This is a genomic window from Streptomyces hokutonensis (assembly GCF_000376565.1).
Classification (GTDB): Bacteria; Actinomycetota; Actinomycetes; order Streptomycetales; family Streptomycetaceae; genus Streptomyces; species Streptomyces hokutonensis.
In genome coordinates this window covers 70682-89376 of record NZ_BARG01000069.1, presented here as the reverse complement: position 1 = coordinate 89376, position 18695 = coordinate 70682, and the positions used below count along the sequence as shown (strand labels likewise).

18 protein-coding genes are annotated in these 18695 nt (G+C 68.8%); 15 read left to right on the top strand and 3 right to left on the bottom strand.

The genetic code is table 11. The features are described from left to right. Window positions 1-54: 54 nt before the first annotated feature. From glyA to SSP08S_RS39455, 12 genes are all read left to right on the top strand, one after another. Window positions 55-1302: a serine hydroxymethyltransferase gene (gene glyA, locus SSP08S_RS39510; RefSeq protein WP_019073180.1), complete on the top strand. Its 1248-nt coding sequence runs from the start codon at window positions 55-57 to the stop codon at window positions 1300-1302. A 129-nt stretch (window positions 1303-1431) separates the two neighbouring features. After that, a complete protein-coding gene (locus tag SSP08S_RS39505) occupies window positions 1432-2751 on the top strand; it encodes an MraY family glycosyltransferase (protein WP_019073179.1) in 1320 nt (439 codons plus the stop codon). A 294-nt stretch (window positions 2752-3045) separates the two neighbouring features. Then, the gene (locus SSP08S_RS39500; RefSeq protein WP_026179236.1) at window positions 3046-3459 is read left to right on the top strand and encodes a Cg1360 family ATP-synthase-associated protein; all 414 of its coding nucleotides are present in this window, start codon (window positions 3046-3048) and stop codon (window positions 3457-3459) included. A 210-nt stretch (window positions 3460-3669) separates the two neighbouring features. Further along, window positions 3670-4506, top strand: a complete 837-nt coding sequence (gene atpB / locus SSP08S_RS39495; RefSeq protein ID WP_078532662.1) for a F0F1 ATP synthase subunit A — start codon at window positions 3670-3672, stop codon at window positions 4504-4506. A 74-nt stretch (window positions 4507-4580) separates the two neighbouring features. After that, on the top strand, window positions 4581-4817 hold the full coding sequence (locus SSP08S_RS39490) for an ATP synthase subunit C-like protein (RefSeq protein ID WP_019060721.1): 237 nt from the start codon (window positions 4581-4583) through the stop codon (window positions 4815-4817). A gap of 41 nt (window positions 4818-4858) precedes the next feature. Then, the gene (locus SSP08S_RS39485; protein ID WP_019073176.1) at window positions 4859-5401 is read left to right on the top strand and encodes a F0F1 ATP synthase subunit B; all 543 of its coding nucleotides are present in this window, start codon (window positions 4859-4861) and stop codon (window positions 5399-5401) included. Further along, a complete protein-coding gene (locus SSP08S_RS39480) occupies window positions 5398-6213 on the top strand; it encodes a F0F1 ATP synthase subunit delta (protein ID WP_019073175.1) in 816 nt (271 codons plus the stop codon). Before SSP08S_RS39485 ends, SSP08S_RS39480 begins: the two co-directional genes overlap by 4 nt. A 130-nt stretch (window positions 6214-6343) precedes the next feature. Next, a complete protein-coding gene (atpA, locus tag SSP08S_RS39475) occupies window positions 6344-7933 on the top strand; it encodes a F0F1 ATP synthase subunit alpha (protein ID WP_019073174.1) in 1590 nt (529 codons plus the stop codon). Between the two features lie 21 nt (window positions 7934-7954). Beyond that, a complete protein-coding gene (locus SSP08S_RS39470) occupies window positions 7955-8872 on the top strand; it encodes a F0F1 ATP synthase subunit gamma (protein ID WP_019073173.1) in 918 nt (305 codons plus the stop codon). Beyond that, window positions 8872-10308 carry a F0F1 ATP synthase subunit beta gene (gene atpD, locus SSP08S_RS39465; protein WP_019073172.1) on the top strand — a complete coding sequence of 479 codons (1437 nt, stop codon included), beginning with the start codon at window positions 8872-8874 and terminating at the stop codon, window positions 10306-10308. The genes SSP08S_RS39470 and atpD overlap by 1 nt, the downstream gene beginning before the upstream one ends. 110 nt (window positions 10309-10418) lie before the next feature. Next, window positions 10419-10793 carry a F0F1 ATP synthase subunit epsilon gene (locus SSP08S_RS39460; protein ID WP_019073171.1) on the top strand — a complete coding sequence of 125 codons (375 nt, stop codon included), beginning with the start codon at window positions 10419-10421 and terminating at the stop codon, window positions 10791-10793. A gap of 140 nt (window positions 10794-10933) precedes the next feature. Further along, window positions 10934-11380, top strand: coding sequence for a DUF2550 domain-containing protein (locus SSP08S_RS39455; protein ID WP_026179234.1), 447 nt, complete (start codon window positions 10934-10936; stop codon window positions 11378-11380). On the opposite strand, the gene SSP08S_RS39450 is transcribed toward SSP08S_RS39455, so the two are convergent. The 3 genes from SSP08S_RS39450 to SSP08S_RS39440 form a co-directional block, all read right to left on the bottom strand. Further along, complete coding sequence (locus SSP08S_RS39450; protein WP_019073169.1) at window positions 11367-11576, bottom strand: hypothetical protein; 210 nt, start codon at window positions 11574-11576, stop codon at window positions 11367-11369. The genes SSP08S_RS39455 and SSP08S_RS39450 overlap by 14 nt on opposite strands. 202 nt (window positions 11577-11778) lie before the next feature. Then, window positions 11779-13605, bottom strand: coding sequence for a glycoside hydrolase family 18 chitinase (locus SSP08S_RS39445; RefSeq protein ID WP_019073168.1), 1827 nt, complete (start codon window positions 13603-13605; stop codon window positions 11779-11781). A gap of 146 nt (window positions 13606-13751) precedes the next feature. Further along, window positions 13752-14324, bottom strand: a complete 573-nt coding sequence (locus SSP08S_RS39440; protein ID WP_019073167.1) for a cob(I)yrinic acid a,c-diamide adenosyltransferase — start codon at window positions 14322-14324, stop codon at window positions 13752-13754. A 194-nt stretch (window positions 14325-14518) separates the two neighbouring features. Between SSP08S_RS39440 and SSP08S_RS39435 the strand changes: the two genes are divergently transcribed. The 3 genes from SSP08S_RS39435 (at window position 14519) to SSP08S_RS39425 (ending at window position 18620) form a co-directional block, all read left to right on the top strand. Next, entirely contained in the window at window positions 14519-15367 is an 849-nt protein-coding gene (locus SSP08S_RS39435; RefSeq protein ID WP_019073166.1) for a 3-hydroxyacyl-CoA dehydrogenase family protein, read from the top strand. 145 nt (window positions 15368-15512) lie between these two features. Further along, the gene (locus tag SSP08S_RS39430) at window positions 15513-15836 is read left to right on the top strand and encodes an STAS domain-containing protein (RefSeq protein WP_019073165.1); all 324 of its coding nucleotides are present in this window, start codon (window positions 15513-15515) and stop codon (window positions 15834-15836) included. A gap of 294 nt (window positions 15837-16130) precedes the next feature. Beyond that, window positions 16131-18620, top strand: coding sequence for an ATP-binding protein (locus SSP08S_RS39425; protein WP_019073164.1), 2490 nt, complete (start codon window positions 16131-16133; stop codon window positions 18618-18620). Window positions 18621-18695 lie beyond the last annotated feature (75 nt).

The window sequence follows — 18695 nt, the reverse complement described above, 5'->3', positions numbered from 1 at the left end:
CGCGCCCCGGGCCTACATTGGACGTACGTCACCGTCGACGGCTCGGAGTCCACCATGTCGGTCACCCCTGTCCTTGAGGCCGATGTCCTGCGCCGGCAGGACCCCGAGCTGGCCGAGATCCTGCTCGGGGAGCTGACCCGGCAGTCGACGACGCTCCAGCTGGTCGCCGCCGAGAACTTCACCTCGCCCGCCGTGCTGGCCGCGCTCGGCTCCCCGCTCGCCAACAAGTACGCCGAGGGCTACCCCGGCGCCCGTCACCACGGCGGCTGCGAGATCGTCGACGTCGCCGAGCGCGTCGCCGTGGACCGCGCGAAGGCCCTGTTCGGCGCCGAGCACGCCAACGTGCAGTCCCACTCCGGTTCTTCGGCCGTGCTGGCCGCGTACGCCGCGCTGCTGCGGCCCGGTGACACCGTCCTCGCGCTGGGGCTCCCGTACGGCGGTCATCTCACCCACGGGTCGCCCGCGAACTTCTCCGGGCGGTGGTTCGACTTCGTCGGCTACGGGGTCGATGCCGAGACCGGGCTCATCGACTACGAGCAGGTGCGCGCGCTGGCCCGTACGCACCGGCCCAAGGCGATCGTGTGCGGCTCCATCGCCTACCCCCGCCACATCGACTACGCCCTCTTCCGCGAGGTCGCCGACGAGGTGGGCGCCTATCTCATCGCCGACGCCGCCCACCCCATCGGCCTCGTCGCCGGGGGAGCGGCGCCGAACCCGGTGCCGTACGCCGATGTCGTCTGCGCCACCACGCACAAGGTGCTGCGCGGGCCGCGCGGCGGGATGCTGCTGTGCGGGAGCGAGCTGGCCGAGCGGGTGGACCGGGCGGTGTTCCCGTTCACGCAGGGCGGCGCGCAGATGAACACCATCGCGGCCAAGGCCGTCGCGTTCGGCGAGGCGGCGACGCCGGCCTTCACGGCGTACGCCCATCAGGTGGTCGCCAACGCCCGGGTGCTCGCGGCCGGACTGGAGGCGGAGGGGCTGATCGTCACCACGGGCGGCACCGACACTCATCTGATCACCGTCGACCCGATGCCGCTGGGCGTCGACGGACGCACCGCCCGCGGCCGTCTCGCCGCCGCCGGAGTGGTCCTGGACTGCTGCGCGCTGCCGCACGGCGAGGCCCGTGGCCTGCGGCTGGGCACGGCCGCGGTGACCACGCAGGGCATGGGGGAGGTGGAGATGGCGCGGATCGGCGTGCTGCTCGCGGGGGTGCTGCGGGAGAAGCCAGGGAAGGCTGCGAGCCGGAAGGCGCGTGACGAAGTGCGGGATCTTGTGGGTGGATTCCCGCCGTATCCGGGCTGAACGGGGGTACCCGGACCCGAGTACACAGCCACACGTGCAACCATCGTCGCTACCCGGAAGTCCCCAACCATATGCGTCCCTCGCTAGGGTGTGGGGCTGTGATGGCCAGCGAGACCTGTGGGGAAGCCTGTGCGTGAATACCTGCTGACGCTCTGCGTGACGGCCGCGGTGACGTATCTGCTGACCGGGCCGGTGCGGAAGTTCGCGATCGTGGCCGGGGCGATGCCGGAGATCAGGGCCCGTGACGTGCACCGGGAACCCACTCCGCGGCTCGGCGGTATCGCCATGTTCTTCGGCCTGTGCGCCGGTCTGCTCGTCGCGGACCATCTGACCAACCTCAGCGAGGTCTTCCAGAACTCGAACGAACCGCGCGCCCTGCTCTCCGGCGCCGCCCTGATCTGGCTGATCGGTGTCCTGGACGACAAGTTCGAGATCGACGCCCTGATCAAGCTGGGCGGCCAGATGATCGCCGCAGGCGTCATGGTCATGCAGGGTCTGACGATCCTGTGGCTGCCCATCCCGGGCGTCGGCAACGTGGCGCTGACCCAGTGGCAGGGCACCCTGCTCACGGTCGCCCTGGTCGTCATCACCATCAACGCGGTCAACTTCGTCGACGGCCTCGACGGCCTCGCCTCGGGCATGGTCTGCATCGCCGCCGCCGCGTTCTTCCTGTACGCCTACCGGATCTGGTACTCGTACGGCATCGAGGCCGCCGCCCCGGCCACGCTCTTCTCGGCGATCCTGATGGGCATGTGCATCGGCTTCCTGCCGCACAACATGCACCCGGCGCGGATCTTCATGGGCGACTCCGGCTCGATGCTGATCGGCCTGGTGCTGTCGGCGGGTGCGATCTCCATCACGGGGCAGGTCGACCCGGACGCGCTGCAGCTGTTCCTGCACTCGGAGAAGGCGGCCGTGCACTCGACGGTGCCCGTCTACATCCCGCTGCTGCTGCCGCTGACGATCATCGCGGTGCCGGCCGCCGACCTGGTGCTGGCGATCGTCCGCCGCACCTGGCGGGGCCAGTCGCCATTTGCCGCGGACCGCGGCCATCTGCACCACCGCCTGCTGGAGATCGGCCACTCGCACAGCCGGGCGGTGCTGATCATGTACTTCTGGTCGGCGCTGATCGCGTTCGGCGCGCTCGGCTACTCGGTCAACTCGGCCTCGATGTGGATCGTCCTCGGCATCGTCTTCCTGAGCGCGATCGGTCTGGTGCTGCTCCTGCTGCCGCGCTTCACCCCGCGCGCCCCGCGCTGGGCCGAGCACCTGGTGCCGCCGCGTTATCGCCGTCGCAGGGCGGCAGTTGAGCCCGTGGTCGTGCTGGCGGAGGAGGACCGCAGTCCGCGTCCGCCGGTTGTCGCCGGAGTGTCAGGAGTCAACGGGGCGACCGCTGTCGGCCCCCGTTCGCGGCTCCTGGACGGACGTAAAGCCGAGTCCTCGCGCTGACGCCAAGGTAAGAATCTGACTAAAGCGTTGCCATCTCGTGGGCAGACAAAGCCTCCCCATACCAGACAAGTTGGCCGCTATTTTGCACAGACGCGCACTGTCACTCTCATGTGTGACAGCAAGCACACCTTCTAGGTAAAGACCGCATCAAATAGTTTGTGATACGGTTCACGAGAACCCGGGACAGAGCCGAAGGACCCTAGTGCGACGGTCCATTGGCGTGAGGTTCTCTCTCATCCCGGGACTACGCTCGTCCATGACGACACGCCCCCCTTAGCAAGCGGAGTTGCCGCCATGCCGTCCAATGACGCCCGGATTCTCCTTCAGGCCGCTGTGCCCACAGCTGCCGTCGGCGCGATTGCCGCCGTCGTCAGTGGTGTGGTCGCCGGCGGCAAAGGAGCTATTGGGGCAGCCGTTGCGACGCTGATCGTGATCCTCTTCATGGGAATCGGGCTCTACGTTCTGCAGCGCACTGCCAAATCGCTTCCGCACCTGTTCCAGGCGATGGGCCTCATGCTCTTCGCGGCGCAGATTCTGCTGCTGTTCATCTTCCTCGCCGCGTTCAAGCACACCACGCTGTTCAATCCCAAGGCCTTCGCGTTCACCCTGCTCGCCGGAACCATCATCTGGGTCGTCGCGCAGACCCGCGCGCACATGAAGGCCAAAATCCTCTACGTCGAGCCCGAGAAGTCGGGGCACTCGTCGTGAGAGGTAGGGCCGGGATAAGAGCACGTAAGCGACCCTGCTATCGTCCGGTGCCAACTGCGGCATCGCGGGCGCGGGCATCTGAGCTGACGCCTGCTCAATCGCGAGGCTCGATGCCCCACTGCCGCCCCCACATCCGTTACACCAGTCCAGTGCCGAACCGCGGCTGTGCGCCGCGCCGACACAACGAGGTTGCCGTACCTATGCGCCACGCTGAAGGAGCCCGCGGTGAGTGCTGACCCGACGCAGGTGCTCGCCTTCGAGACCGACTGCCACATCTTCGACGGCTGTGGCTTCCCGGCTCCCGGCCTGCACTCGTTCCTGTTCAAGCCCCTTGTCGGGGACGGCGACAGCAACTTGTACTTCAACAAGACGATGCTGCTGGCGCTGCTCGGCTCGGTCATCATCATCGGCTTCTTCTGGGCCGCCTTCCGTAAGCCGAAGGTCGTCCCCGGCAAGCTGCAGATGGTCGCCGAGTCCGGCTACGACTTCATCCGCCGCGGTGTCGTCTACGAGACCATCGGCAAGAAGGAAGGCGAGAAGTACGTACCGCTCGTCGTCTCGCTCTTCTTCTTCGTCTGGATGATGAACGTCTGGTCGATCGTCCCGGTCGCCCAGTTCCCGGTGACGGCGATCATTTCGTACCCGGCCGTTCTCGCGGGCATCGTCTACATCCTGTGGGTGTCGCTGACCTTCAAGCGACACGGATTCGTCGGCGCCTTCAAGAACTTCACCGGCTACGACAAGTCGCTCGGCGCGGTTCTCCCGCTGGCCATGTTCATCGAGTTCTTCTCGAACCTGCTCGTCCGGCCGTTCACGCACGCCGTGCGACTCTTCGCGAACATGTTCGCGGGCCACACCCTGCTGCTGCTCTTCACGATCGCCAGCTGGTACCTGCTCAACGGCATCGGCATCGCCTACGCGGGTGTCTCTTTCATCATGGTCATCGTGATGACGGCCTTCGAACTCTTCATCCAGGCCCTGCAGGCGTACGTGTTCGTCCTCTTGACCTGCACCTTCATCCAGGGCGCGCTCGCCGAGAACCACTGAGCACCCCCCTCTAGAACCCCTTAAGCGTCCGGTGGCCAACCCCCGCCGGTCCGTACAGAGAAGGAAGAATCAGCATGGCTGCCACTGAGACCCTCGCCGCCGTCTCCGGTTCGCTCGGCTCCATCGGCTACGGCCTTGCCGCCATCGGTCCCGGCGTCGGCGTCGGCATCATCTTCGGTAACGGCACCCAGGCTCTGGCCCGTCAGCCCGAAGCTGCCGGCCTGATCCGTGCCAACCAGATCCTCGGCTTCGCCTTCTGTGAGGCGCTCGCCCTCATCGGTCTGGTCATGCCGTTCGTCTACGGCAAGTGATCTGCGGATCAACGACAGCCCACTAGACGAAAGGCACTGACATGAGCCAACTGCTCATTCTGGCGGCCGAGACGGAAAACCCTCTCATCCCGCCGATCCCTGAGCTTGTTGTCGGCCTGATCGCCTTCGTCATCGTCTTCGGCTTCCTCGCCAAGAAGCTCCTCCCGAACATCAACAAGGTTCTGGACGAGCGGCGCGAGGCCATCGAGGGCGGTATCGAGAAGGCCGAGGCCGCCCAGACCGAGGCCCAGAGCGTGCTTGAGCAGTACAAGGCTCAGCTCGCCGAGGCCCGGCACGAGGCCGCGCGCCTGCGCCAGGAGGCACAGGAGCAGGGCGCCACGCTCATCGCCGAGATGCGCGCGGAAGGCCAGCGGCAGCGCGAGGAGATCGTCGCCGCCGGTCACACGCAGATCGAGGCCGACCGCAAGGCCGCTTCGCAGGCACTGCGCCAGGACGTGGGCAAGCTCGCCACCGACCTGGCCGGCAAGCTCGTCGGCGAGTCCCTCGAGGACCACGCCCGGCAGAGCCGCGTGATCGACCGTTTCCTCGATGAGCTCGAGGAGAAGGCCGAGGCCGCGCGATGAACGGAGCGAGCCGCGAGGCACTGGCCGCCGCACGTGAGCGTCTCGACGCGCTGACGGACTCCACGTCCGTGAACGCGACGCAGCTCGCCGACGAACTGGCCGCCGTCACCGCGCTGCTCGGCCGTGAGGTGTCGTTGCGTCGGGTCCTCACCGACCCGGCGCAGGACGGCGAGGCGAAGGCCGCGCTGGCGGAGCGCCTGCTCGGCGGTCAGGTCGGCGGCCCCGCCCTCGACCTGCTGTCCGGCATGGTGCGCTCCCGCTGGTCGCAGTCCCGCGACCTGGTGGACGCGCTGGAGGAACTGGCGGCCACCGCCGACCTCACCGCCGCCCAGCAGGCGGGCCAGCTCGACGACGTCGAGGACGAAGTGTTCCGGTTCGGCCGGATCGTCGCCTCGGACACCGGGCTGCGTGCCGCGCTGACCAACCGCGCGGCGGGCACCGCGGCCAAGAGCGAGCTGCTCGGCAGCCTGCTCGGCGGCCGGGCCAAGCCTGCCACCGAGCGACTGGTGACGCGCCTTGTGACCGCGCCCCGGGGACGTAGCCTGGAAGCGGGACTCGAGTCCCTGTCCAAGCTCGCCGCCGACCGCCGCAGTCGCCTGGTCGCGGTCGTCACCACGGCGGTCCCGCTGAGCGACCCGCAGAAGCAGCGCCTGGGCGCCGCCCTCGCGAAGCTCTACGGCCGTCACATGCACCTGAACATCGACGTGGACCCCGAGGTCCTCGGCGGTATCCGGGTGCAGGTCGGCGACGAGATCATCAACGGCTCCATCGCGGACCGCCTCGATGACGCCACCCGCCGCATGGCGAGCTAGCACCACCACAACAAAGACGTAGTAAGGCGGCCCGAGTTGGGCCGTGCAGAGGATTCACCTCGTTCAGGGGGGAGTCCCCCCATCCCCCCAAGTGAAACTTCGGGCCCAACAAGGAGAGCAGGGAACCCAGATGGCGGAGCTCACGATCCGGCCGGAGGAGATCCGGGACGCGCTGGAGAACTTCGTCCAGTCGTACAAGCCGGACGCGGCCTCGCGCGAGGAGGTCGGTACGGTCACCCTTGCCGGCGACGGCATCGCGAAGGTCGAGGGCCTGCCCTCGGCCATGGCCAACGAACTGCTGAAGTTCGAGGACGGCACCCTCGGTCTCGCGCTCAACCTCGAAGAGCGTGAGATCGGTACCGTCATCCTCGGCGAGTTCAGCGGTGTCGAGGAGGGCCAGCCGGTCACCCGCACCGGAGAGGTCCTGTCCGTCGCCGTCGGCGAGGGCTACCTCGGCCGTGTCGTCGACCCGCTCGGCAACCCGATCGACGGCCTCGGCGAGATCGAGACCACCGGCCGCCGCGCCCTCGAGCTGCAGGCCCCGGGCGTCATGGTCCGCAAGTCGGTGCACGAGCCGATGGAGACCGGCTACAAGGCCGTCGACGCGATGACCCCGATCGGCCGTGGCCAGCGTCAGCTGATCATCGGTGACCGTCAGACCGGCAAGACCGCCCTGGCCGTCGACACGATCATCAACCAGCGCGACAACTGGCGCTCGGGCGACGTGAACAAGCAGGTCCGCTGCATCTACGTCGCCATCGGTCAGAAGGGCTCCACCATCGCCTCCGTGCGTGGTGCGCTCGAAGAGGCCGGCGCCCTGGAGTACACGACCATCGTCGCCGCCCCGGCGTCCGACCCGGCCGGCTTCAAGTACCTGGCGCCGTACACCGGTTCGGCCATCGGCCAGCACTGGATGTACGACGGCAAGCACGTCCTCATCATCTTCGACGACCTCTCCAAGCAGGCCGACGCCTACCGCGCCGTCTCCCTCCTGCTGCGCCGTCCGCCGGGCCGCGAGGCCTACCCCGGTGACGTCTTCTACCTGCACTCCCGTCTGCTGGAGCGCTGCGCGAAGCTCTCCGACGAGATGGGCAAGGGCTCGATGACCGGTCTGCCGATCGTCGAGACCAAGGCCAACGACGTCTCGGCGTTCATCCCGACCAACGTCATCTCCATCACCGACGGCCAGTGCTTCCTGGAGTCGGACCTCTTCAACGCCGGTCAGCGCCCCGCGCTGAACGTCGGTATCTCCGTCTCCCGAGTCGGTGGTTCCGCGCAGCACAAGGCGATGAAGCAGGTCTCCGGCCGACTGCGCCTCGACCTCGCCCAGTACCGCGAGCTGGAGGCGTTCGCGGCCTTCGGTTCCGACCTGGACGCCGCGTCGAAGGCCCAGCTGGAGCGCGGTCAGCGCCTGGTCGAGCTGCTCAAGCAGCCGCAGTACCAGCCGATGCCCACCGAGGACCAGGTCGTCTCCGTGTGGTCCGCGACCACCGGCAAGATGGACGACGTACCGGTCGACGACATCCGCCGCTTCGAGAAGGAGCTCCTGGAGTACCTGCACCGCAAGGAGCAGGGCCTCATGACCTCCATCAAGGAGGGCGGCAAGATGTCGGACGACACCCTCACCGCCGCCGCGGACGCGATCACCGAGTTCAAGAAGCAGTTCGAGACCTCGGACGGCAAGCTCCTCGGCGAGGACGCCCCGGCCGCGGCCAAGTGACGTAAGGAAGGGACCTGACTCATGGGAGCCCAGCTCCGGGTCTACAAGCGTCGCATCCGATCCGTCACCGCGACCAAGAAGATCACCAAGGCGATGGAGATGATCGCCGCCTCGCGCGTCGTCAAGGCGCACCGCAAGGTGCAGGCCTCGACGCCGTACGCGAAGGAACTGACGCGCGCGGTCACGGCGGTCGGCACGGGTTCGAACACCAAGCACCCGCTGACCACCGAGGCCGAGACGCCGACCCGTTCCGCTGTGCTGCTCCTCACGAGCGACCGCGGTCTGGCCGGCGCCTTCAACTCCAACGCCATCAAGGCCGCGGAGCAGCTGACCGCGCGTCTCGTGGCCGAGGGCAAGGAGGTCGACACGTACATCGTCGGCCGCCGCGGTGTCGCCCACTACAACTTCCGTGAGCGCAAGATCTCGGAGCAGTGGACCGGCTTCACCGACGAGCCCACCTACGCGGACGCGAAGAAGGTCGCGGGTCCGCTCATCGAGGCCATCGAGAAGGACACGGCGGAGGGCGGCGTGGACGAACTCCACATCGTCTACACCGAGTTCGTCTCGATGATGACGCAGACGCCGGTCGACAGCCGGCTGCTGCCCCTCAGCCTCGAAGAGGTCGCGGAGGAAGCTGCGCCCCAGGGCGAGATCCTTCCGCTGTACGACTTCGAGCCGTCGGCGGAGGACGTCCTGGACGCCCTCCTGCCGCGGTACGTCGAGAGCCGTATCTACAACGCGCTGCTCCAGTCGGCTGCCTCCAAGCACGCCGCCACCCGCCGCGCGATGAAGTCGGCGACCGACAACGCGGGAGACCTGATCACCACGCTCTCCCGTCTTGCCAACGCGGCCCGCCAGGCCGAAATCACCCAGGAAATCAGCGAGATCGTCGGTGGCTCCGCAGCCCTGGCCGACGCGACCGCGGGGAGTGACAAGTAATGACGACGACAGTTGAGACGGCCGTTGCCACGGGCCGCGTCGCCCGGGTCATCGGCCCGGTCGTCGACGTGGAGTTCCCCGTCGACGCGATGCCGGAGATCTACAACGCTCTGCACGTCGAGGTGGCCGACCCGGCCCTGGACGGCGCGAAGAAGACGCTGACCCTGGAGGTCGCCCAGCACCTGGGTGACGGCCTGGTCCGCACCATCTCGATGCAGCCCACCGACGGTCTGGTCCGCCAGGCCCCGGTCACCGACACCGGCGACGGCATCACCGTCCCGGTCGGCGACTTCACCAAGGGCAAGGTGTTCAACACCCTCGGTGAGGTGCTGAACAGCGACGAGAAGTACACGGGCGAGCGCTGGTCCATCCACCGCAAGGCCCCGCGCTTCGACGAGCTCGAGTCGAAGACCGAGATGTTCGAGACCGGCGTCAAGGTCATCGACCTGCTCACCCCGTACGTCAAGGGCGGCAAGATCGGCCTGTTCGGCGGTGCCGGCGTCGGCAAGACGGTGCTCATCCAGGAGATGATCTACCGCGTCGCCAACAACCACGACGGTGTCTCCGTGTTCGCCGGTGTCGGCGAGCGCACCCGTGAGGGCAACGACCTCATCGAGGAGATGGCCGACTCGGGCGTCATCGACAAGACGGCCCTTGTCTTCGGCCAGATGGACGAGCCCCCGGGCACCCGTCTGCGCGTGGCCCTGGCCGGTCTGACCATGGCGGAGTACTTCCGCGATGTGCAGAACCAGGACGTGCTGTTCTTCATCGACAACATCTTCCGCTTCACGCAGGCCGGTTCCGAGGTCTCGACCCTGCTCGGCCGTATGCCCTCCGCGGTGGGCTACCAGCCGAACCTGGCCGACGAGATGGGTCTCCTCCAGGAGCGCATCACCTCGACCCGCGGTCACTCGATCACCTCGATGCAGGCGATCTACGTCCCCGCGGACGACCTGACCGACCCGGCCCCGGCCACCACCTTCGCCCACCTCGACGCGACGACGGTGCTCTCCCGTCCGATCTCCGAGAAGGGCATCTACCCGGCCGTGGACCCGCTGGACTCCACGTCCCGGATCCTGGACCCCCGCTACATCGCGGCGGACCACTACAACACCGCGATGCGCGTCAAGACGGTCCTGCAGAAGTACAAGGACCTCCAGGACATCATCGCGATCCTCGGTATCGACGAGCTGGGCGAGGAGGACAAGCTCACCGTCCACCGTGCCCGTCGCGTCGAGCGCTTCCTGTCCCAGAACACCCACGTCGCCAAGCAGTTCACCGGCGTCGACGGGTCGGACGTGCCGCTGGACGAGTCGATCACCGCGTTCAACTCGATCATCGACGGCGAGTACGACCACTTCCCGGAGCAGGCGTTCTTCCTCTGCGGCGGTATCGAGGACCTGAAGGCGAACGCGAAGGAGCTGGGCGTCTCCTGACCCCGTGCTTCACCTGAGGGGGTGGGGCGTGTCCCACCCCCTCTTTCACGCCCACTAGAATCAAATCCACACCCGGCACGACCGCCGGGTGGTGACCCGAGGAGCCCACCTTGGCTGCTGAGCTGCATGTCGAGCTCGTCGCCGCGGACCGCCAGGTCTGGTCCGGCGAGGCCACCCTGGTCGTCGCGCGCACCACGTCCGGCGACATCGGCGTCATGCCCGGTCACCAGCCGCTGCTCGGTGTGCTGGAGTCGGGCCCGGTGACCATTCGTACGAGCGATGGTGGAACGGTCGTCGCCGCGGTGCACGGCGGTTTCATCTCGTTCGCGGACAACAAGCTGTCGCTGCTCGCCGAGATCGCCGAGCTGTCGGACGAGATCGACGTCCAGCGCGTGGAGCGCGAGCTGGAGCAGGCGAAGGCGGCGGGCGATGCCTCCGCCGAGCGTGCCGCGGACGTCCGGCTGCGTGCGGCGGCGACCAACTGAAACCTGGCGCACCACGCGATGACGTGACTCAGCCGCGGCTGGGACCGGAGGAATCCGGACCCAGCCGCGGCTGAGGCGAATGTGGGTGTTTTTTCCGTTCCGTTACCTGTTTTGCCTAGGAGACGAGGAGGTCGGTGTCGATGGTCCTCGCTCTGACTGTGTGCGGAATTGTTGTGGCCCTTGTGGTGGTGGGGCTGTTCGTCTTCGGCCTGCGCCGCAGACTCATCCAGCGCTCCGGCGGCACCTTCGACTGTTCGCTCCGCTGGGACGTCCCCGAGAAACCCGACACCAACGGCAAGGGCTGGAGCTACGGCGTCGCCCGCTACAACGGCGACCGCATCGAGTGGTACCGCGTCTTCTCCTACGCCTACCGCCCGCGCCGCACCCTGGAACGCTCGGCGATCGAGGTGGCCGGCCGCCGTCTCCCCGAGGGCGAGGAGGAACTCGCCCTGCTCTCCGACGCGATCATCCTGACCTGCCTGCACCGGGGCACGCGGCTCGAACTCGCCATGAGCGAAGACGCGTTGACCGGTTTTCTCGCGTGGCTGGAGGCGGCACCGCCCGGCCAGCGGGTCAACGTGGCCTGACCGGACATACCGGGTCGGGTACGTCGGCCTGACTGACGACGACCGTGTGGGGCGCGGAGCCGAGTGTCACGGTGACGTCCACCGGAGCGGCGGCCATGAGAGCCGCCGCGGCCGCCGTGGCGAAGGCACCCGCGGACGCGGCCCAGGAGTGGACGGACTTCTTGCTGGTGCGGGACGTGGTGGTCCTGCGCTTCATGGTTTCCCCCGTAGCGCGGTGTTCCGCTTGCTGTCGTGGGACCAAGATGCCCCAGGTCAGCAGCTTCCCACCGGCGCCAACCGGCCTCCGCCCCGGGCCGAATGGCCCTTCGGGGTGCACGCCGGGGGCGCGCGCCGCACACAACGCGCCGCGGACAGACCGGAGAGGTCTGCCCGCGGCGGTGTGCCGAGCGGTGTGGGGATCAGCTCAGCCCGTTGTTGATGGCCGTCACCAGCTCACCGTTGCTGGTGTCGCCGCTGAAGTCCCAGAAGAACGCGCCGCCCAGACCCTGGGTCTTGGCCCAGCTCATCTTTCCGGCGATGGTGCTCGGGGTGTCGTAGGACCACCAGTTGTTGCCGCAGAAGGCGTATGCCGTGCCGGCGACGGTGCCGGTGGCCGGGCAGGTCGTCTTGAGGACCTTGTAGTCCTCGATGCCCTGCTCGTAGGTGCCCGCGGCCGGGCCGGTCGCCGTGCCGCCGGGGGCGGCCTGGGTCACGCCGGTCCAGCCTCTGCCGTAGAAGCCGATGCCGATGAGCAGCTTGCTCGCGGCGACGCCCTTCGACTTGAACTTGGCGATCGCGTCGGCCGTGGTGAAGCCCGGGGTCGGGATGCCGGTGTAGGTGGTGAGCGGGGAGTGCGGGGCGGTCGGGCCGTCCGCGTCGAAGGCGCCGAAGAAGTCGTACGTCATCACGTTGTACCAGTCGACGTACTGGGCCGCGCCCGCGTAGTCGGCGGCGTCGATCTTGCCGCCGGAGGTGCCGTCCGCCGTGGTGGCGGCGGTGACCAGGTTGCCGGTGCCGAACTTGGCGCGCAGGGCCTGCATCAGGTTCTTGTACGCCGCCGCGCCGCTGGTGTCGCAGCTCAGGCCGCAGGCGTTCGGGTACTCCCAGTCGATGTCGATGCCGTCGAAGACATCGGCCCAGCGCGGGTCCTCGACCAGGTTGTAGCAGGAGTTCGCGAACGCGGTCGGGTTGGCCGCGGCCTGGGCGAAGCCGCCGGACCAGGTCCAGCCGCCGAAGGACCAGAGGATCTTGATGTTCGGGTACTTGGCCTTCAGCTCGCGCAGCTGGTTGAAGTTGCCGGCCAGCGGCTGGTCCCAGGTGTCGGCGACACCGCTGACCGACTGGTCGGCGGTGAAGGTCTTCTGGTAGTCGGCGTAGGCGTCACCGATCGCGCACTGCCCGTTCGTCACGTTGCCGAACGCGTAGTTGATGTGCGTGATCTTCGCCGCCGAGCCCGAGGTCACCAGGTTCTTGACCTGGTAGTTGCGGGTGTAGGTGCCCCACTCGGTGAGGTACCCGAGCTTGACCTTGCTGCCGGTGGTCGGGGGAGTGGTCGTACCGCCCGTGGTGTGCACGGCGACCGCGCCGCTGACCGGTCCTGTCTGGTCGGCGGTGTCGCGGGCCTGCACGGTGTACGAGTAGTCGGTGCCGGCGGTGAGACCGGTGTCGGTGTACGAGGTGGTCGTCACCGTGGCGACCTTCGTCCCGCCCCGCAGCACGTCGTAGTTCTTGACGCCCTTGTCGTCGGTGGCCGCGCTCCAGGTGAGGTTCACCGAGGTGTCGGTGACGGAGGAGGCGGTGGGGGTGCCGGGTGCGGAGGGGGCCGCGTCGCCGGGGACCGTGGTGCCGCCGTCACAACTGCCGCCGTTCAGCAGACAGTTGGAGGGCGCTCCGGAGCCGGCGCCGTTGAAGCCGAAGGAGACGGAGGCGCCGGCGGCGATGGTGCCGTTGTAGGACTTGTTCTTCGCGGTCCAGTGGTTGCCGGAGCTGGTGACGTCCGCGTCCCAGGCCGAGGTGACGGACGTGCCGGAGGGGAAGTCCCACTCGACCGTCCACGAACTGATCGCGCTGGTACCGGTGTTCTTCACGGTCCACTGACCGCCGAAGCCGGTGCCCCAGTCGCTGGTCTTGGTGAAGGTGGCGGTCGCGGTCGAGGCGGCCTGGGCCGGGCCCGCCAGACCGACGAGAGCGGCGAGCGGAAGCAGCAGGGTCGCGAACCCGGCAACTGCTCTGGTTCTGAAGCGCATTGGAGCGCCTCCTCAGGGGTGTCGGGGGTGCTGGGGCGCGACTGAGCCTTCGCGCCCACGGTGCCGTGAGAATAGAAAGGTCTGGACCACGGGTCAATAGGTCTGGACCACTTCGGCACGGGTGTGCTAAACCCCCGACTCCTGGTTCAGCGCTCGCCCCCCGGCACCCAAAGGACGTCCCCCACCCCCTTGTTGGCCGTTCGGGCCAGGATGAACAGCAAGTCCGACAGCCGGTTGAGGTAGGTCGCCGTCAGCGGGTTCATCACCTCGGCGTGGGTCTCCAGGGCCGACCAGGTCGAGCGTTCGGCCCGGCGGACCACCGTGCAGGCCTGGTGGAGGAGGGCCGCGCCCGGGGTGCCGCCCGGGAGGATGAAGGAACGGAGCTTCTCCAGCCGATCGTTGAAGTGGTCGCAGTCCGCCTCCAGTTTGTCGATGTAGAACTGCTCGACGCGGAGGGGCGGGTACTCGGGCTTCTCGACCACGGGTGTGGAGAGGTCGGCGCCCACGTCGAAGAGGTCGTTCTGGACGCGGGTGAGGACCTTGACGATGTCCTCGTCGAGGTTGCCGAGGGCGATGGCGGTGCCGATCGCCGCGTTGGCTTCGTTGGCGTCGGCGTACGCCGAGATGCGGGTGTCCGTCTTGGCGACCCGGCTCATGTCGCCGAGGGCGGTCGTGCCCTGGTCGCCGGTCCTGGTGTAGATGCGCGTCAGATTGACCATGTGGCCAGCGTAGTCAGGGTCGGGCGCCGCTCAACTGGGCCGTACGGGCGGTCGAATGACCCGCGCCGGTGTGATGTCCGTCAGATGAGACGTGACGCGCGTTACTAACCGGTCACACAGCGCGGCAGCTTCGCTAGTGTCCGCCGTGAGGCATACGGATACACGCTGTAAGCGTTTCAAAGGGGAGTCGCACAGTGGCACGGAAGCTTGCCGTCATCGGCGCCGGACTCATGGGTTCCGGTATCGCCCAGGTCTCCGCGCAGGCGGGCTGGGACGTCGTCCTGCGCGATGTCACCGACGAGGCCCTGAAGCGCGGTACCGACGGCATCAAGGCCTCGTACGACAAGTTCGTGAGCAAGGGGAAGCTGGAGGCGCACGACGCCGACGCGGCCCTGGGCCGGATCACGGCGACCACCGATCTCGACGCGGTCGGCGACGCGGACATCGTCGTCGAGGCCGTCTTCGAGAAGCTCGAAGTCAAGCACGAGATCTTCCGCGCGCTGGACAAGATCGTGCGTGAGGACGCCGTCCTCGCCTCCAACACCTCCGCCATCCCGATCACGAAGATCGCGGCCGTGACGGAGCGTCCGGAGCGCGTCGTGGGCACGCACTTCTTCTCGCCGGTGCCGATGATGCAGCTGTGCGAACTCGTGCGCGGCTACAAGACGAGCGACGAAACCCTCGCCACCGCGCGGGAGTTCGCCGAATCCGTCGGCAAGACCTGCATCGTCGTCAACCGTGACGTGGCCGGCTTCGTGACGACCCGTCTCATCTCGGCGCTCGTCGTCGAGGCGGCGAAGCTGTACGAGTCGGGCGTCGCCACCGCCGAGGACATCGACCTCGCCTGCAAGCTGGGCTTCGGTCACGCGATGGGCCCGCTGGCCACCGCGGACCTCACCGGCGTCGACATCCTGCTGCACGCGACGAGCAACATCTACACCGAGTCACAGGACGAGAAGTTCGCCCCGCCGGAGCTGATGCGCCGAATGGTGGACGCCGGTGACATCGGCCGCAAGAGCGGGCAGGGCTTCTACAAGCACTGAAACCGCACAGGCCCCTGTGGCATCACACGCAGGGGTGAATTCGGTATCGGTTCGCTCACAGACGGCAACCTCCCGGCACTTCACGCAGTCAGAGGTTGCATCACTCACATCACGGAGTACGCCACCGCACTCACGGGGAGCGCATATGTACATCAGGGGCGACCACGTCGAGCTGGTCGTCGGGGGCCGCCTCGACGTCCGCAGCGCGGCGGACGCCCGTACGGTCCTGCACTCGGCCGTCGACGACGGAGTCGGCGATCTGGTGCTGAACCTGTCCGAGCTCGACTCCTGGGACGCCACCGGCCTCGGCGTCATCATGGGAGCCCATCGACGCGCCGGCCGCTGTGGCCGGCGCCTGGTGCTGCGCGGTGTACCGCCGCAGATGCAGCGCCTGCTCGTGGCCACCCGGCTGCACCGCATCCTCGCGATCGAGGGCGGCATCGGGGCGGAGTGCCTGCCCCGGGTGTGACCAGTTCTGAAAGTGTGTCACTTCCACCGAAAGTGGCACACTTTTTCAAAGAGGCCCGGTCGGCCGCCCGCGAAACACCCGACGCGCGCAATCCTCATGAGACTGTGACGTCTCGGACGGCGCGGTACCCCGGGCTGTCGTAGATACTGTGCGAAGGTTTAGGGTTCGGTCGCCCGCTGTGTGACAACCCTTCGAGCGGGCCCGGACCAGAAGCGACAGCGCGGTGTGCAGCAAGGCCGGGAGGGGCCTGGGTCCTGTCGACCCGCACACGACGCTTTTGGGGGGCTTGGACCTATGGACCCGATCAACCGGGAACCCGAGGAGTACGGCCAGGACGGCGACGACACGTCGTCGCGCCAGCGCCCGCCCCGGGAACCCCTCACACCCGACTTCGGCCAGCACACATCCGCGCTCGCCCGCACCGTGCAGCTGGTCACCGGTGACTTCCTGCTCACCGTCAACCCCGTCGACGGCAGCGAGATCGAGGCCTGCCCGCCCGGCCAGCGGCCCGGCCGGCCCGCCAAGCTCACCGCCGCCGAGCGCGCCGAGACCGCCCGCGCGGCCAAACCGCCCGTCCCGCCCGGCCTGAACCGGCCCGCACTCCCGCTCCTGGAACGCCAGGAGGAGCGCGAGCGGCTCGTACGACTGCTCGCCCGCGGCCGCTCCGTACGCCTCACCGGCCCCTCGGGCTCGGGCCGCACCAGCCTCCTCGACCTCGTCGCCGAGGACTGCCTCGACCTCGCCCCCGACGGCGTGATCCGCCTCACCGGCTTCCACCGCACCGCCACCGACCTCCTCTACGACCTCTTCTACGCCGTCTACGACGCACCCCTGCACCGGCCCGCCCGGGACGAACTGCTCACCCTGGTGCGGGAGATCGGCGCGGTCGTCGTCCTCGACGACATCGAGTTCGGCGGCGCCGCCCTGGAGGAACTCCTCGACGCGACCCCCGAGTGCGCCTTCCTGGTCGCCGCGACCCCCGAGATCCCCGCACCGGCCGCCGGCTCCGTCATCGAGGAGGTCTTCCTCGGCGGCCTGCAGCGGGCCGGTGCCGTGGAGGTCCTGGAGCACGGCGTGGGCCGCGTCCTCACCGAGGAGGAGGCGAACTGGGCGGGCGACCTCTACTTCGAGTCCGAGGGCCTGCCCCTGCGCTTCGTCCAGGCCGGCGCCCTGCTCCGGCAGCGCGACGAACAGCGCGTCGGCACCAGCGTGGTGGAGGAGTTCGGCGTCTTCCAGGACATGGTCCCGGCCGACGCGCCCCCCATCACGCCCCTCGACGCCGACGAGGACGACGCCGTACCGCTGCCGTCCCTCGGCGAGGCCGCCGCGCCCGCCCCGCTGCTCGCCTCCCGGCTCAGCTCCTCGGCCCGCGCCACCCTGCGCTTCGCCGTCGCGCTCGGCGGCGAAGTGCCGCACCAGGCCCACCTGCCCGCACTCGTCGGCGACACCCACGCGGACGCCGCCCTCGGCGAACTCGCGGCCTGCGGACTGGTCTCCCCGGTCGGCGGCCGCTACCGGCTCGCCGCCGGCGTCCAGACCCAGCTGGAGGCCGCCGGATACGGCGACGAGATCGAGGCCAGCGCCCTCATCGCCGGGCTGCACTACGCCTGGTGGGCCGGACACCCCTCGGTCACCCCCGAGCGGGTGTGCGCCGAGGCGGACGCGGTGCTCGCCGCACTCACCGTCCTCGTTCCGGCGACCACCCCGCCCGGCGAGGGCGAGGAGAGCGCCACCGTCGAACTGGCCCGCACAGCGGCCCCCGCGTTCGCCGCCGGACTCCACTGGAGCGCCTGGGAACGCGCGCTGCGCTCCGGCGCCGAGGCCGCCCAGCTCGCCGGCAACGCGAGCGAACAGGCCTACTTCCAGCACGAGTTGGGCGTCCTCGCACTCTGCGAGGGCGACCTCGACCGGGCCCGGGCCGAACTGGAGTCCTCCATCGGCCTGCGCGACACCGCCGCCGACAAGCGCGGCACCGTCGCCGGCCGGCGTGCCCTCGCCCTGGTCGCCGACCGCTCCGGCATCACGATCGGCCTCGGCGCCACGGCCGGCGAGGAAGTGCCCGACGCCCGCTACGAGGAGTCCGCCTCGCCGCCCGGCGGGACACCGACTCCCTTCCCGCCGCTCCAGCCGCCCGGCGACACCTACACCCTCGTCGCCCACCAGGCCCCGGCCGGCAGCCCCACGCCCCACAACAAGGCGCGCGGCGGCCTGCGCGGCTACGCCCGGCGCAACCTCGTCGCGGCCGGCGCGGGCGCGCTGCTCGCCGCCGTCCTGGGCACCGTCGTGACCCTCGGCGCCACGTCCAACAACAACGCCGACAACCCGTCCGACAAGGTCGGCGTCAACCCGTCCGCCAGCCAGGGCAACTCCGACGACAGCCTGGGCGCCGACCCGGCGAAGAAGGGCGACAACGGCACGGCCAGCAGCAGCCCGACCAACCCCGGCCCCGACGGGACCTACGGCACGTCGGACGACCCGACCCCGCCGTCGAGCAGCGGCACGCCTTCGGACAAGCCGAGCGGGACGAGCGGCAGGCCCACGTCGCCGACACCGTCCAGGTCCACGTCGCATTCGCCGAGTTCGACTCCGTCGCATTCGGCGTCTCCTTCACAGACACCGTCGAGCACTCCGTCTGAGTCCGTGACACCTACCCCGACGCCCACGCCGTCGAGCACCCCGTCCACGGGAACCTCGGCGAGCGGCATCGTCTCCTCCAGCGCCCCCGCGGACACCACCAGTTCGGCCGCCCCCGCGAGCAGCATCGCCTCGGGCACCGTGATCTGACCCTCCGTACGACCCCGAAAGGGCCGGCTCCGATGATCGGAACCGGCCCTTTTCGTCGTAGGGGAATCGGAGTCG